The sequence below is a fragment of the Sphingomonas sp. CARO-RG-8B-R24-01 genome (genome assembly GCF_022662295.1).
In the GTDB taxonomy this organism is placed as follows: Bacteria; Pseudomonadota; Alphaproteobacteria; order Sphingomonadales; family Sphingomonadaceae; genus Sphingomonas.
Window position 1 is genome coordinate 114,581 of the sequence record NZ_JAKNQI010000002.1, and the last position, 15,917, is coordinate 130,497.

At 65.3% G+C, this 15,917-nt stretch carries 12 protein-coding genes; 7 read left to right on the forward strand and 5 right to left on the reverse strand.

Annotated features, from left to right (window positions below):
- The first annotated feature begins 244 nt into the window (after positions 1-244).
- Positions 245-2,872: a sensor histidine kinase KdpD gene (locus tag L8G49_RS05215; protein ID WP_242182981.1), complete on the forward strand. Its 2,628-nt coding sequence runs from the start codon at positions 245-247 to the stop codon at positions 2,870-2,872.
- Here L8G49_RS05215 and L8G49_RS05220 read toward each other — a convergent pair.
- Entirely contained in the window at positions 2,859-4,454 is a 1,596-nt protein-coding gene (locus tag L8G49_RS05220) for a lipopolysaccharide biosynthesis protein (RefSeq protein ID WP_242182983.1), read from the reverse strand. The two genes, L8G49_RS05215 and L8G49_RS05220, sit on opposite strands and share 14 nt — an antisense overlap.
- Positions 4,455-4,718: 264 nt before the next feature.
- Here L8G49_RS05220 and L8G49_RS05225 point away from each other — a divergent pair, with 264 nt between their 5' ends.
- Positions 4,719-5,786, forward strand: a complete 1,068-nt coding sequence (locus tag L8G49_RS05225; protein WP_242182985.1) for a glycosyltransferase family 1 protein — start codon at positions 4,719-4,721, stop codon at positions 5,784-5,786.
- Between the two features lie 155 nt (positions 5,787-5,941).
- Here the strand turns inward: L8G49_RS05225 and L8G49_RS05230 are convergent, their stop codons facing one another.
- Positions 5,942-7,015, reverse strand: coding sequence for a glycosyltransferase (locus tag L8G49_RS05230; RefSeq protein ID WP_242182987.1), 1,074 nt, complete (start codon positions 7,013-7,015; stop codon positions 5,942-5,944).
- Positions 7,016-7,154: 139 nt separating this feature from the next.
- A complete protein-coding gene (locus L8G49_RS21090) occupies positions 7,155-7,784 on the reverse strand; it encodes a transglutaminase-like cysteine peptidase (protein WP_242182989.1) in 630 nt (209 codons plus the stop codon).
- Positions 7,785-8,579: 795 nt separating this feature from the next.
- On the opposite strand from L8G49_RS21090, the gene L8G49_RS05240 reads away from it, so the two are divergent.
- From L8G49_RS05240 to L8G49_RS05260, 5 genes are read left to right on the forward strand one after another with little or no spacing between them, the layout of a single operon-like run.
- Positions 8,580-9,098, forward strand: coding sequence for a polysaccharide biosynthesis/export family protein (locus L8G49_RS05240; protein WP_242182992.1), 519 nt, complete (start codon positions 8,580-8,582; stop codon positions 9,096-9,098).
- Between the two features lie 45 nt (positions 9,099-9,143).
- Complete coding sequence (locus L8G49_RS05245) at positions 9,144-9,626, forward strand: hypothetical protein (protein ID WP_242182994.1); 483 nt, start codon at positions 9,144-9,146, stop codon at positions 9,624-9,626.
- Positions 9,627-9,649: 23 nt separating this feature from the next.
- A complete protein-coding gene (locus L8G49_RS05250) occupies positions 9,650-10,960 on the forward strand; it encodes an outer membrane beta-barrel protein (RefSeq protein ID WP_242182996.1) in 1,311 nt (436 codons plus the stop codon).
- A 31-nt stretch (positions 10,961-10,991) separates the two neighbouring features.
- Positions 10,992-13,145 (forward strand): AAA family ATPase, encoded by a 2,154-nt coding sequence (locus tag L8G49_RS05255; protein WP_242182998.1) that lies wholly within the window; start codon positions 10,992-10,994, stop codon positions 13,143-13,145.
- Between the two features lie 53 nt (positions 13,146-13,198).
- Positions 13,199-13,816 (forward strand): hypothetical protein, encoded by a 618-nt coding sequence (locus L8G49_RS05260; protein WP_242183000.1) that lies wholly within the window; start codon positions 13,199-13,201, stop codon positions 13,814-13,816.
- Here L8G49_RS05260 and L8G49_RS05265 read toward each other — a convergent pair.
- A complete protein-coding gene (locus tag L8G49_RS05265) occupies positions 13,777-15,081 on the reverse strand; it encodes an O-antigen ligase family protein (protein WP_242183002.1) in 1,305 nt (434 codons plus the stop codon). The genes L8G49_RS05260 and L8G49_RS05265 overlap by 40 nt on opposite strands.
- Before the next feature lie 160 nt (positions 15,082-15,241).
- Positions 15,242-15,901 carry a sugar transferase gene (locus L8G49_RS05270; RefSeq protein ID WP_242139388.1) on the reverse strand — a complete coding sequence of 220 codons (660 nt, stop codon included), beginning with the start codon at positions 15,899-15,901 and terminating at the stop codon, positions 15,242-15,244.
- Positions 15,902-15,917 lie beyond the last annotated feature (16 nt).

Here is a 15,917-nt window from a genome sequence, read left to right on the forward strand (position 1 = left end):
CATCCGTCACCCCGGCGAAGGCCGGGGACGTGTGGTTATCCGGGCGCGGCGAGACGGCTGGGTGCGGTATCACCGGTTTTGCCCCCTTACATGGCGGCCCCGGCCTGCGCCGGGGTGACGGGCAGGGGCATCAGTGCGATTTTCGCAGAGGTCTCGCCTACGCCGGGGTGACGGGCGACCTTCGCACAGGTCTTGCGCAGGTGGCCGGAAGGCGGGGGCGACGTGCTGTCCCAAGGATCCCAAAGTGCCGGTAACCGACGACCGCCCATCCCCCGACGCCCTCCTCCGCGCTGCGAAACGCGAGGCGCGGGGCAAGCTCAAGATCTTCCTTGGCGCTGCCCCCGGTGTCGGCAAGACCTTCGAAATGCTCCGGGAGGGCGCGGAGCGGCTCAAGTCCGGTACCGACGTCGTCATCGCGATCGTCGAGACGCACGGGCGCGCCGAAACCGAGGCGCTGGTCGCGCCGCTCGAAATCCTGCCGCGTCGCCAGATCGCCTATCAGGGCCACAGCCTCGATGAGATGGACATCGACGGCCTGCTGGCTCGCGCCCCGCAGCTCGCGCTGGTCGACGAGTTCGCGCACACCAACGTCGCCGGCAGTCGCCATCCGAAACGCTGGCAGGACGTGATGGAACTGCTCGACGCGGGGATCGACGTCTACACCACGCTCAACGTCCAGCACGTCGAAAGCCTCAACGACGTCGTCGCGAGCTTCACCCGCGTCCGCGTCCGCGAGACCGTCCCAGACAGCGTGTTCGACGATGCCGAAGTCGAGGTCGTCGATCTTCCCCCCGACGAACTGATCGAGCGGTTGAAGGCGGGCAAGGTCTATATCCCCGCCGAGGCGACTCGCGCGCTCGACCGCTTCTTTTCCAAGGCGAACCTGTCCGCGCTGCGCGAAATGGCGCTGCGCCGCGCCGCGCAAAGCGTCGACCAGGCGATGCTCGAGCATCTCGACACGCATGCGGTCGGCGGCACCTATGCCGGGGGTGAGCGCGTGCTCGTCGCGGTCAGCGAGTTGCCCGGCTCGGAAACGCTCGTCCGCGCGGCCAAGCGGCTTGCCGATGCACTCAAGGCCCCGTGGCAGGCGGTGTCGATCGAGACCCCGCGCACCGAAAGCTTCGGCGATGCGCAACGCCGCCAGATCGCCGAAACGCTGAGTCTCGCCGCCAGCCTCGGCGCGACGATCGCGACGATCCCGGCCGAGAATGTCGCGGCGGGACTCCACGCGCAGATCACCGAAATGCGCGCCACTCAGCTCGTCATCGGCAAGTCGGTGCGAAGCTGGTGGTTCACGGTGCGCCACGGATCGGTGGTCGAGGCGATGCTCGCGGGCACCGAGGGCCTCGCGATCCACGTCATCCCCGCCGGATCCACGCCGCCGCGCCAGCGCGCGCCGGCAATCCGCGCCGACTGGGGGCTCGCGATCAAATCCGCGGCAATCGTCGCGCTGGTGGCGCTGACCGCCGCGTTTGGCAAGCTGGTCGAGCCGGTGATCGGCGTCGGCGGGATCGACCTGATCTTCCTGTTGCCGGTCATCATCGCATCGGGGCGGTTCGGGTTGTGGCCGGGGGTGACGACCGGGCTGCTCGCCGGGCTGACCTACAACTTCCTGTTCCTGCCGCCGCTCTACACCTTCACGATCGCGGACCCACAAAGCCTGCTGACGATGTTCGTGCTGATCGGCATCGCGACCTTTACCGCCAACCTGACCGGCCGCCTCAAGATCCGCGCGACGCTGGGGGTACGCGGCGCGCAGGAAAATGCCGCGGTCGCCGCGTTCGGACAGGCGCTCGCGCGCGTGTCGGATTGGGAAGCGACCAGCCGTACCGTCAGCAGCGAGATGGCGCGGCTGCTCGGCCTGTCGGTGATCGTGCTCGACGACCGCGACGGACAGCTCGAATGTATCGCCTGGTCGACCGAGGAGGTGCCGAGCTTCGGCCCGGTCGATCGCGCCGCCGCCGACTGGTGCTGGAGCAAGGGCGAGGCGACCGGCGCGGGGACGGGGACGCTGGTATCGTCCGACTGGCAGTTCCAGCCGCTCAAGACCTCGCTCGGCGTGCTCGCGGTGGTTGGCCTGTCGGCACATGATGGCGGCGATCCGGTCGGCGCCGGGCGCGCGGTGTTGCTGGCGACGCTGCTCGGGCAGGCGGCACTCGCGCACGAGCGGCTGAAGCTCGAGGACCAGGTCCGCGAAGTCTCGGTTCTGCGCGAACGCGACCGGCTGCGCGCGGCGTTGCTGTCGTCGATCGGGCATGACCTGCGCACGCCGCTGACCTCGGTCGCGGCGGCGATCGACGCGATCGCGCGGGATCATCCCGATGCACCGTCCGTGCCGGTCGCGCGCAGCGAGGTCGCGCGGTTGCGGCGCTTCCTCGACAATCTGGTCGACATGGTGCGGATCGACTCGGGCGCGCTCAAGCTCGCGCCCGAGGCGACCGACTTGACCGATGCGGTGGCGAGCGCGGTGCATGATCTCAAGACGCTGCTCCACGGCAGCCGGATCGACCTGCGTGTCCCGCCCGATCTGCCGCTGGTGCAGGCCGACCCGACGCTGCTGCATCACATCCTGATCAACCTGCTCGCCAATGCCGCGGTCCACGGTGGCGCGGGCGCGATCGAGATCGGCGGGCGGCGGGTGCGCGACGAGGTGACGCTGTCGGTGCGCGATCACGGCCCGGGATTGCACCCGGGATCGGAGGCGCAGGTGTTCGAGACGTTCGCGCAGGGGCGCGGTGGCGACCGGCATGGTGGGAGCGGGCTGGGACTTGCGATCGCCAAGGGGTTTGCCGAGGCGATGGGCGTGGGGATCGCCGCGCATAACGATCCCGACGGAGGGGCGGTCTTCACGTTGCGGTTCACGCTCCGCTAGCGCGGCGCGTGATCGTCGGCCATGACGCTGCCACCCACCGGGTCAGCGTCGCCTCTATACCCGGGGGCTCTCCATCGAGGCGCCACAGCAGCAGGAGCAGGGCGGCATAACTCGCGACGGCTATCGCGGCGCAGGCGATCAGGCCGACCGCCAGGGAGAGGCCGGTCAGCCCGTGCAGATAAGGACGCAGCGCCAGCAGCACGAGCGTCAACCCGCCCCCGGCGCACGCCGTGCGCCAGGAACCCGACAATTGCCGGTGAACGGGAATGTGCGTGAGGCGCCTGACAAGCATGGTCGACGTGAACGCCATCGCCGTCCCGATCACCAGATGGGCGGCGACCACGCCGTAGGTGCCGTAGAAATACGCGCCCGTGAGGAACAGGGGCGCAGAAACCGCCAATTCGATCAGGTTTCGTCGGAGAAAGATCTCGGTGCGGCCGAGCACCATGGCGAGCGATCCCAGCGGCGCGGTGAGCAAGGGCGGGATTACGGCAAGCGCCAGCCATTGCAGGATCGGCCAGCTTGGCTGCCATTTCGCCCCCAGCGCCAGCCGGACCGCGGGCTCGGCCAGCAAGCTCAGGCCGAGCATGACCGGCAGGCCAATGGTCAGGATCGAGTTGGTCGTCCGGGCATACGCCGCCACGAGCCGCTGATGATCGTGCTGGAGCGCTGCAAAGGCGGACAGGAGCGGCCGTCCGATGGGGCGCACGATCGACTGTTCGGGCAACCCGGCGATATCGAGCGCGAGCGAATAGGCCCCCAGGTCTGCCTTGGATACGAACCGGCCGAGCAGCAATCGTCCGATCTGCCAGTTCAAGGCATTGACCAGTTGCGCGGCCGTCGACCACCCGACAAAATGAGCAAACGCGCGCCATTGGGCGAGCGATAGCCGAGGCCGGTACGGTGCGAAGGCATAGGACAGCAGCAGCATCGCCATCGGCCCCGCGACCGTGCCGAACGCGATCGCCCAATAGCTGCGTGTAGCCACGGCGAGCGATACCGAACATCCCAGAGTGGCCACCTTGCCGCTGAGTTCGATCAACAGGTCGCGGCGAAAATCGATCGCCTTGGCAAAGTGCGTCATCGCCGGGCTGGTCAGCCCGCGCGCCGCCGGGGCGACGCCGAGGAAGCATATGAGCGGCGCGAGGCGCACATCGTGATAGAGGATCGCGAATGGCTCCGCGCAGATCGCTATCACCACGGCGAGCACGATGCCGCGCAGCAAGCCGATCGTGAAAGCCGCGTCGAGCAGATCGCGCGTGATCGTGTGCGACCGGACGAGGACCTGCCCAACCGGGATCTCGAGGATGGCCTCGATGATCTGAACGAGCGTAAGCGCCACCGCGACCATCCCGAAATCGCCCGGAAGCAAAACGTTGGCGAGCAACAACAAGGTAACGAAATCGATCGCGCGGGTTCCGAGGCGCGCGGCGACCAACCAGGCGGCCCCGGAGACGGTGCGGGCAGTGATCCCCTTGACTGCCGCTTCGCTGATGGGGTCGACGCGATCGAACGCGGCGCCGCCCTGCGAAGCGGTTTCGGCAGGCGCGCGGGGCGCACCGATCGGTTCGGTTGTCGTCACAATGCCTCGTTGCAGCAGTCGATGCGATACATCCCCTTCGCTCGTCGCAAGGACATGTGATTGTATCAAGCATAAGACAAGAAAAACGCTACGGTGTCGACCGCGTAAGTATCCAATAGTGATCTTCGGACGGGGCAGGTTAATCAAATGATGTATGGTCACGATCACAGTGCGTTGCCATCGGCGCGTTCATGGGGAAAGTCCGGCCTGTTCGTAAACGGTCGTTTCCTCTCTGCGCAAAGGACTGGTGTGCAGCGATCTGCCATGGGACTGGTTCTTCAGGTGCATCGCCATGCCGAAGAGATCGCGGCGCTGTTCGGGAAAGCAGCGGTCCTGTCCTTGCCGCGGAACGCAGACGATCGTTCGCTGCCGCCTGCCATGGCGCGGGATCGTCGCGGTGTGCTGTCGGGTCAGCTGTGGGAGCAGACGGAGTTGCCGGCGCGTACTTCGGGAAAGCTGTTGCTCAACTTTTGCAATCTCGCGCCGATCCTGTCGTCGACGTCGCTCACGATGATCCACGATACCCAGGTCTTCACCAGCCCCCAGTCATATACCCCGGCATTCGCGCAATTTTATCGTTTCGTGCAACCGATCCTCGGCGCGCGGGCGTTGCGAGTCCTTACGGTGTCGCAGCACTCTGCCGATCAACTCGTCCAGTGGAACGTCGCGCGCGCCGAGCGTATTCGGGTGATCCCCAACGGGATCGACCACGCGCCGACGGGGCCCAGCGATCCTTCGATCCTGGCGCGGCTCGGCCTGAACGGCACGCGCTATGTCCTCGCGCTATCCAGCGCGCAGGCGCACAAGAATCTCGGGACGCTCCTCGCCGCGTTCGGCGCCGAGGAGCTTGCGGATCTCGTGCTCGTGCTGTTCGGTGTGGCAGGGCCGGAGGATTTGCGCGAGGCCGGGTATGTGTTGCCCCCCAACGTTCGCTTTGCCGGGCGACTTTCCGACGGAGCCCTGCGAGCGCTGACCGAGGCCGCGCTGTGTTACGCGATGCCGTCCCGCACCGAAGGCTTTGGCCTGCCCCCGTTGGAGGCGATGCTGCGGGGCTGCCCTGCCGTCGTCAGCACGGGGGGCGCTTTGCCGGAGGTATGCGGTGACGCGGCACTTTACGCCGATCCGGATCGACCAGCGGACTGGATCGCCGCGATCCGCGCGGTGGCGGACGATGCCGCCGTACGGATGCGCTACGCGGCGATCGGGCGTGAACGCGCCGGGCTCTTTACCTGGGATCGTGCCGGAGAGGCGTTGATGGGCGTGTTGCGCGAGGTGGCCGACGATCGTTCGGGAAAGGCGATCGCCGGCCCGTTAGAACGCGATGCGCCATGACCGATCCCGGCGCGCGCTCTGCGACGCTGCCTGGGGAGGATCGTTCGGATCCGCCTCTGTTCGAAGTGGTGGCTGAAGCCTGCAATTTCATTGCTCATCGGCGTTTCCCGGGAGCCGAAGTCCAAGGCAATAGCAAGGGCGGCGGTTTCGCGCGTTCAAGGGGCGACGTGGTGGTCGCGGTCGGCCCAGGCCGCCGCCACGACCGCGGCGAACTCGCGGCGGAAACGGTCGGGGCTGAAGCACGTGGCGCGCCTTACCGCTGTTGCGGGATCGAACTGCGGCAGCCAGCGCTCGAAGCGGTCGAGGCCGTCCAGCAGCGATTCGACAGATTTCTCGTCGAAGAACAGGCCGGTTTCGTTGGCGACGACCGTTTCCAGCGTGCCGCCACGCCGGAACGCAAGGATCGGTCGCCCCGACGCCATGACTTCAACGGGAATGAGGCCGAAATCCTCCTCCGCCGTAAAAACCAGTCCCCGGGTGCTGGCATAAGCGGCACGGAGGCTGGCGAAGTCCATATGCCGCGTAAAACGGATCGTCGGTCCGGCGCGCGCCATCAACGGTTCCAGCAATGCCCCATCGCCGACCACGTGCAGTCTGCGCCCCGATTGATTGAACGCATCGATCGCAAGGTCGGGCCGCTTGTACGGAACGAGTTGACCAACCCACAGATATTCATCGCTGATATCCGTACCCGGGGCATAGAGCTGCGTGTCGACGGGCGGGTAGACGATCGTCGCGTCGCGTCGCCAGCTCTTTGCGATACGCGCCTTGATATAGCCGCTGTTCGCCATGATCCGGTCCGGCCGCGCCGCGCTCGCCATGTCCCACAACCGCAGCGAGGGTGCGAAGAGCGGCATCGCCAGCCGTGCGCCCAACCCGCTTGCGGCATGATATTGCGCATATTGATCCCACAGATAACGCATCGGCGAGTGGCAGTAGGTAACATGAACCGCATCGGGTCGGGTGATGACGCCCTTGGCAGGTCCCGCCTCGCAACTGATCACCATGTCATACGCGTTGAGATCGAGCAGTTCGAGCGCTCGCGGCATGAGCGGTAGATATTTCTGATAATGCCGCCGGGACAAGGGAAGGCGGTCGATAAACGTCGTGTGAATGGCATGTTCGAGAATTACGGAGGAAATGGCACTGCGGTCGACCACGTGTGTGAAGATGTCCGCATCGGGATACATCTTGCAAAGGTGTTCGAGAACACGTTCGCCACCGCGCATTTGGACGAGCCAGTAATGAATGATTGCAATGCGCAACTCGGCCCCCACCTCGTTGGGGACTAGGTAGATAGGATAAGCAAACCAAGTCCATGGTGCGTTTGTATTAGACGGTCATTAAACATGGTATTGTTCGGGTACGTCAGGATATGGCGCGCCATCGGGTCGGATCACCCGGATATTCTGCAATAAGCCACTGGTAACGCGTCTTCGACCACGGCTCGATAAAGGCGGACAGGCTGTCGAGGACCATGTCCCCTTCGTCCAGCCGTGCGACGAGTACGGTATGCAACCCGACCCTCGACTGAAAGACGATGGCGAAGAACAGGCGTTCCGGGGGAAATCCCGCCGCGACCAGTTCGAGCCGTTTCTCGATTGCAATGTCTTCGCAGTCCCCCACCGCGCTGCGGCCGGATCCGCTGGGGCGCCACAGTTCGCCGATGCCATAGGTGGCCCAGTCACTTTGTTGCCGGACATGGGCGTTTACCCGCGCGCCGATGCGCTGCAGCAGGCTCATCCGGGCTTGGTCCTGGTCCAGCTGGCCCGCGCCGATGGTGTCGAGACTAGGGCGACTTCCGCCGACCAGGCGAAGCGAGGGCCGTCCTGCCAGTGTATCGCAAACCTGTTGGAGCGACCGACAGAGTTCGACGAAGCCGCGCGGCACGTCCGCCGGTGCGCCTAGCGTGAGGAAGGGTTGCTGCGGCGGTTTTGCCTCGACCGGGTTTGCGCAAAGTACAGCTAAACCAACGACCCATCCGAATATGCGCACCACGACCTGCTCCGCCCAATTGGTCGCGGAGCCATGCTCGTGAAGTTCTTAGCAAACGGTTATAAATGACGCGCGAACAATACTAAATAATGTCCGACAGAACTTAAGATGGATAGCGTGAACCAGCCAATGGATAAAAACGCCGCCCAGGTAACGAGGCTCAGCGTAATGGCGATCCCGACGCGGACTGCAGGTGGCCAGCGATAGGGTACTGCCCGATCGGTACCGTACGGCTTTGCGGTTGGGGTACGGTGCAGACGCGCGGCAGTGCCGGTTCGACCGAGATTGCCCCCCTGTTGTATGTCGTCGGTAACCATCGTTCCGAGCTGCTCCGCATCGCGCAAGCGTAGTGGCTCGATCGCCGTGCGGCTAGGTGTTCCACGTACATACTTTGGGTAATCAGATCGGGAATGTGACCCGTTTCTGCGCAGTACGCTTCGCCAGCCGGCCTGGTCAAAATAGCGCGATAAATTAGCGCCAAGGCGGGGCATGCTAATCGTTACCAACGATAATAGCGTCAACAGTTATACATCAAACGTAGAGGAAAGCTGATAGTACGTTTGATGTGAGGACCTACTCCTAGTCAAACTATTCAGGAAACAGGAGGGTTTTAACTTGGTATTCTTGATGCTATCACGGATCCAAGATCACAAAGATCGTGTCGATCGAGAGGGCGGCTCATGTGTATTGTCGAGTCACAGTTGGAGTGCCGCATAAAATATCAAGCTGGAGTGCTTGGGTTCCATGTTGAAGCGCCGATCACCTTTTCTGGTCCTATTGCGGTTGGCGGCTTGGGCAGTGATTCTGGCCGGGGTGCCGGCGCAAGGGACGGCTGCCGTTCCGCAGGAGGCAGTGGATACTGACTATCCACTGGGCGTCGCCGATAAGGTTCGCGTGATCGTCTTCGACGAACCGTCTTTATCCGGAGAGTTCATCGTCAATGCCAATGGCGCGTTATCGATGCCGTTGATCGGGGACGTTCGCGCGGTCGGGCAAACTGCGACGGAAATTGCAACAGTCATCCAGCGGAAACTCATGGACGGCTACGTCCTGCAGCCTCGCGTCAGTATCGATATCCTGACGTTCAGACCGTTTTACATCCTTGGCGAGGTCAACAAGCCCGGAGAGTATCCTTATTCTTCGGGACTGACCGTGGATGGCGCAGTCGCAACGGCGCAGGGTTACACCTATCGGGCGGACAAGCGGAGCATCTACATCAAGCGCGCGGGGGAAGCGCGTTCGGTGAAGTCCCGGATTGCACCCGATCTCAAGATACGACCAGGCGACACGATCAGGGTTGGGGAACGCTATCTCTAGCGCGGCTCGAACGACCGCGCGGATAGCGCAACAAAGGAGTGCACCATGATCAATTCTGGCGCAGTGCGCATTTTGGCGATGATGTTGTCCGGGGCGGGCGTGTCGGGGGATGTTTCCGGCATCGACGCGGCCAGCACTGCGCAGGATCAGCAGCCGACGCAACCTGCGCCGGCGGATGCCGGGCCAAGTTCGCCGGACCGCGACAAGCAGATTTCGGCTTTGGCGGCGTTGCTCGTTGCAGCGTTGAAGGGCGATGGCCGGCCCTCGGCGCAGATCGAAGGCCAGCTGTCCCTGGTCATCAGCCAGGCACAGTCGGGTTGCGGGGATTCCCGGGCGGCGTTGACGCAGGCGATGGCGCAGGCCGGAACCCTCAGCGCGGCGGCGTCCGTTGCCGTGCGCAACGTCTCCGGCGCACTCCAGCGCTGCGAGATCGACGGCACTGCGGCCGTCGCGAATGCGCAGACCACCCTCAATCGCGGAACGACCCTGGGCCTGTCCGGGGGAAGCTCGAACTACATTCCGCAATAGCGCAACGCGCCGGAGACATCGAAATGACGCAACGCGCCATCGTCTTGGGAGCATGGATCGGCCTGGCCGGGATAGGGGCGGGTCTTGCCACGCCGGCTGTGGCGCAGAGTGTCGGCGACAGCTTTGTCGTGCCCAATCTTCCGATCGAATACGACCGCGGCCGCAATACCGGCGTGCTCGACCGCCCCCGGCCGCAATATGATGCCCTGGGGGTCAAGATCGGGGGATTCACGCTGTTCCCCCGGCTCGAAACGTCGATCGGCTATTCCGACAACGTCTATCAATCGGCGTCCAACCGAAAGTCCGATGGCGTGGCGGACCTGTCGCCGAGCGCGCGCCTTACCAGCGACTGGTCGCGACATTCCTTCACGCTCGACGGGGCGGCGGATGTGAAACGGTTCTTCACCGAGACCCGCCGCAACCAGGACAGCTGGCACGTCGGCGCATCGGGGCGATACGATCTTGGTGGGCAGGCGACCCTGTCCGCGTCGGCGCGGACCGAGCGCGCGACGGAGCCGCCAACCTCGGCCGCCTATCCCACTGCAGCCGCGGCGGCGTCGCAATATCAGAGCACGCAGATGCAACTGAACGCGGGCTATGCCCCCGGCCGGCTGAAGCTGCAGGGCGGCTTCACGTTCATTGCGCTCGGGTTCGACGATGTGCTCACCTTCGCCAATGGAGTGGTCAGCCAGGCCAACCGCAATTCCCACACGGAAAGCGGCTCGGGCCGCGTCGAATATGCGCTCAGTCCGGACACGTCGGTGTTCGTCCAGACGACGTACGACCGGGTCGCCTACGCCCGGCCACTGGCCACGGGTATCCCGAACCGGAGTTCTGACACCTATCGCGGGCTGGCCGGCGCGACTTTCGACCTCAGTACGTTGCTGCGGGGGTCGCTCGGCGTGGGGTATATGCGCCGGCGCTACGATTCAGCGATCTACCGGCCCATCGGCGGTCTGACCGCCGAGGCCCGGATGGAATATTTTCCGACGCCGTTGACCACGGTGACGGTGTCCGGGCGGCGCCTGATCGAGGATGCGTCGTTCCTGAATTCCGGCGGGTTCGTGAACAATACGGTCGCATTGCGGCTCGATCACGAACTGCTGCGCTACGTCCTGCTCGATACCCAGATCGGCTATGAGCATGACAGCTACAAAGGGACCAATGCCAGTCTCGACATCGTCCGCGCGAGCGGGGGCGCGCGGTATATCCTGACGCGTGAATTCGGCCTGGGCGTGTCCGTCGCGCATGACCTGCGCGCGGCGCATGGCGCCAGCGCGGGGCCTTCCTATCACGAAACCCGGTTTCTCCTATCCATTGTCGCGCAGCGATAGCGACCCTGTCGAAAAGCACCGCAGCATGGACATGACTCTCGAACCGCAGCATTTGCCCCAGGGCAGTCGTCTCGACCAGAGCCGCCATATCGGACGAAAGCCCGTCACGCTGGTCGCGCTAGGCGCCACGCTGCGTCGCCGCTGGAAGGTGATCGGCGCGATGATCCTGGTATGTACGCTCGTTGCCATCGTCGGCGGACTGTTGATCACGCCACAATATGACGCGGTCGCCCGGATTCGGATAACCCCGGCAAAGCAGGCTCCGCTCGATTTCGACACCGCGAAGGACGGACCGCTCGACCAGGCGCTGGTCAACACCGAGATGGCCACGATCCGTTCCCGCGATATCGCACGCCGCGTCGTCACGCGATACGGATTGCAGGGCGATCCGGAATTTGCGGGCCCAGCCGTAAGCGCGCGGCGCGGACCGATCGCAACCGCCCATGCGATCGAAACCGCAACGTCGGCCGTCCTCCGGCAACTCACGGTCTTGCAGCAGGAAAAGAGCTACGTCCTGACGATTGGCCTGCGTTCGCGCGATCCCGTCAAAGCGGCGCGGCTCGCCAATGCCATGGCCATGGCGTATATCGACAGCACGGCGGACCTGCAGACGAGCACGGCGACGCGACAGGAGCAAAGCGGGCAGACGGCGCTCCAGCGGCTTGGCGGCGAAGCTGAAGCGGCGGAGGCCAGCGTTGCGCGCTACCGTGCTGACAGCGGTATCGTGCAGGGGGGCGGAGTTGGCACGATCAACGAGCAGCAGGTGGTGCCCGTGTCGCAACAGCTCGCGACCGCCAAGGCTGAGGCCGCGGCGTTGCGTTCGAATGTCGCGGCTGCGGAGCGGCAGATCGCGGCCGGCGGCTCGGACACGGTCTCGGCGGTGTTGTCCGCACCGGCAATCAACGACCTGCGCCGTCAGCGCACCGAAGCCGAGCGCCAGCGGGCCCAGCTCGCCGCGCGGTACGGGGACAAGTTCCCCGCGCTGGTCCAGAGCAACCAGCAGATCGTGGCGCTCGACCAGCAGATCGGGCTCGAACAGACCCGGATCATCGAAGGCTTGCGCAGCGCGGCACGATCCGCGGCAGCCAAGGCCGCGGACCTGCAGCAACAGCTCGATGCGCTCAAGCAGCAGATCGCGCTGAACCGTCAAGCCGCGGTCCGTGCCGACAGCCTGCAACGTAAGGCCGATGCCGCGACCGCGGCCTATAACCGGATGGCCGGCACGGTCCAGCAGGCCGCCCAGGCCCAGCGCAGCACCGAACCGCAGGCCCGCTTGTTGGAAGCCGCCGTCGTGCTGGCACGGCCAACCTATCCCAATCGCGCGGCGATCGCGGTGGCGGGCATGCTTGCCGGCTTCGTCCTCGGCATCGGGGCGGCGGCGACCACGGAAGCATTGCAGACCACGATCCGTAGTCCGGAAGAGATCGAGACGATGCTCGGGCTGCGCTTTGTCGGAGCCGTCCCGCAATTGGGGCGTCGTCGGCTGGTCGACGAGAACGGGCGCAGCTGCACGCCGGCGGAGACCCTGCGCCACCGGCCGGTTTCGGCGTATGCCGAAGCCTTTCGGACCGTCCGCACGGTGATCCGCCCTGGCGGTGCGAAAGTCATCGCGATCGGATCGACCTTGCCGTCCGAGGGCAAGACCACGAGCGCGCTGTCGCTGGCGCGCGTCATGGCGCTGTCCGGCGACCGCGTCCTGTTGATCGACTGCGATGTCCGCCGTGCAGGGCTGGCGCGAGATCTCGCTTGCTCGCCGATGCTCGGAACGCTCGAGGTCCTGCGTGGCGAGGCGACGCTCGCGCAGGCGGTGTGCCCCGACACGATCGCGGGGCTCGATCTGCTGTACGTGTGCGCTCCGACATTCACGCCCGTGGACCTGTTCGACACCGGCGCGATGGCAACGCTGTTGGGTCAGGCGCGCGAACACTATGACCACGTCGTGCTCGATACGCCGCCCTTGCTGGGGATCGCCGACGCGCGGACGCTGGCCAAGCTCGCCGATGGGGTTCTGCTGCTGGTCAAATGGAACGCCACGCCGGTGTCCGCGATCGATACCGCGCTGGCGGGGCTCGAACAGGATAGCGCGGTTGTGCTGGGCGGGGTGCTCACCATGGTCGATACGCATTCCGAGGCGATGGGCGGGCTCTATTATTCGTCTCGCTACAACCGGTATTACGAACAGTGAGAGGGCGGCGCCCGCTTCGCCGCGGCCTATGGTCCGGTTTGTCGCCGTTCGCCGTGCTGGCTAGCGTCGCCTGCTTGCTAGGGTGCCTCGGCGCGGTCAGACTGGCGCAGGACGAAGGGCTTGCGGCGGGCATCGCGGCGGCGGCGGGGGAGCGGTCCGCTTCTGCGCGCGACGCGGCGCTCGAAGCCTATGGGGATCGTTCCCCGGCGCACCTGCCGCAGCGAGCGATTGCGCCACTGGCGCAGCTCGCGATCAACGGCGCGCATCTGGGAGCAAGCCCAGCCTTGGGGGCGCTGAACGCAGCGCGCGCCAAGGCGTTGATCGATCATCTGGAACGGACACGACCCGGTCGGGACACGACGGTGTTGCTGGTCACGCAACGCGAATTGCTGGTGAATCATGGCGCCACGGCCGCCGCACTCGGCGCCTTTGCTGGCAGCTACAGGGTTCGGCCGTTCTATGCCGCCTTCGCCGCCTGGCGGATCGCTTTTGCCCGGATCTACTGGTCGGCGCTGGACCCGGCGACGCAACGGGCGGTGATCGAAGAAGCCGTCTGGCAAACACGCTACGACAATGGGCGTCGAGGCGGGATCGAACGGCTGCTGGGGGATTCCCCGGCTGCCGCAGCCTATCAGTTGCGCATGGTCGCGATCGGCCATGGTGCGGGATAAACGGACGTTTCCGTCGACCCGGTGCGTGGCGGGGCCCGGCGACCGAGCAATCGCCCCCAGGCAAGACCCAGCAATACTGCGCATAGCGCGGCGATGGCCGGAACATTGAGGGCGATATCGGCGATCGATCCTGCAACCGCGACCGCTACCGCAAGCAACAGGGACAGGCCGATTGCGGATGTCCGTGCCGATGGTGCGCGACACAGGTGCCACAGCAGGTTGACCAGCGCGATCGCGACCAAGCCAACGGCGGGCCAACCCGCCTCGATCGCAAGCTGCAGAACCACATCGTGCGCGGCGCCGAAATCCCCGACCTGCAGAACCGTTTCGGGAGTGAGGCTGCGTTGGTTTGCGACGGCAAAACCGCCCAGGCCATAGCCGGACAGCGGCGCGTGCATGGCCATCGCGGCATAATGGCGCAGGATCGCGATCCGGCTCGCGCCATCGTCCCCGACCGCGCCATAGCGTTCGAATACGGTGGCCGTCGACAGCCACAGCGCAGCGGCGGCCATTCCCAGCGCGCCTGCCCAGAGCGGACGCCGGAGGCGCTGGCGGCCGCCGCGGACGGTTGGAAGGAGCGCGACGACGAAAATGATTTGCGCGACGCACGTCGCCGCGAACGCGGTGCGCGACTGGGACAGGGCGACCAGCACGGTCGCCATCATTGCGCCGGTTGTCGCGAGCGCCGCGGCGATCGGCGGCCAGGCGCGCGCGCGATCCCGCCATTCCCGCCAATAGTCGTGCGCAACGCCGGTCATCAGCAGGCTGATCATACCGTAGCTGATGCCTGCCGCATTGGCGTTGCCGATCAAGCCGCTGAAGCGGTGGTAGCGATGGTCCTCGATCAACGGTCCCAGCAATTCCGGGCTGCCGAACGCGCGCAGGGCCAGTGTCGCCGTCATCAGGATCGCGGCGAACAGGCATAGCCATCGCGCGGTCATGCGCGCAAATCCCCGCAATCGGCCGGCGTGGGCAGCGGCCAACAGAAGGGCGACCAGCGAAAAGGCATGGCACCAGGCAACGCCCAGGAGGTCCGGGTCCAGCGGCGGGGAGACCAGCCCCGCTGCCAGGCGGGGGCGCAGCGGGAGCGCAACCCATGCCAGCAGCAGCAGCAGTGGTGCGGCGACTGGTGCCATCCGCAGAGCTAGGCCGGTATCGCTCGGCAAACGCGCAAAGGCGACGGCGGCCCAACCCAGATACAGGATCGAAGCGACGGCGGACAGTAGCGCCGCATTCGCGCCCTCCATCGCGAGCGGCAGGATCAAGATCAGCGCCAGACCCCGTGAAAGCCAGCGTGCCCCGCGCGCCGGGCGCAGACCGATCCCCACCGCGCGCGACCGGCGCGGTGGAGCAGGCGGTGGTGACGACCCGTACGCAAAGGGGACGTCCGATCGCCCGGTTGCCCGATGGTCGCGAAATTCGGGGCTAGTACGAGCCACGTTGCAACAGCACGGCGGGTAGCGTCAGCACCATGATCCGTCCGTACAGGCCAAGGCTCCTGCGACGCGCATAGACGACGTCCAGCGCCACGCGGCGGCGATAGGTCGTGTTGTTGCGGCCGCTGATCTGCCACAGTCCGGTCAAGCCGGGACGCAGAGCGGTATAATGGACAAACCGGCGACCATAACGGGGGATCTCGGCGGCGACGATTGGACGCGGGCCGACCAGACTCATCGATCCTTGCAGCACGTTCAGCAATTGCGGCAATTCGTCGAGGCTGGAGCGACGGAGGAATCGTCCCAGGGGCGTGACGCGGGGATCGTGTCGCAGCTTGTGATCGAACAACCATTCGGCACGGGCACGAAGATCACACTCCAACAGGGCCGCAAGCCTGGCGTCGGCATCTTCGGTCATGGTGCGAAATTTCAAGCACTGAAACTCGTGTCCTTGATAGCCGATCCGACGCTGCGAATAGAAAGCGGGGCCGGTGCTGGTGGATTTGACCAAGGCGGCGACGAAGATCAGTAATGGTCCAAAAAAGATCAGGAGAACTATGCTGATCGCTATATCCAGCAAACGCATGGCGTCGTGAGGAATGCCGGGAATATCCAGATCGATTCGCGTGACGGTGTCGACCTGATCCATACTGCCCCCACGGTTG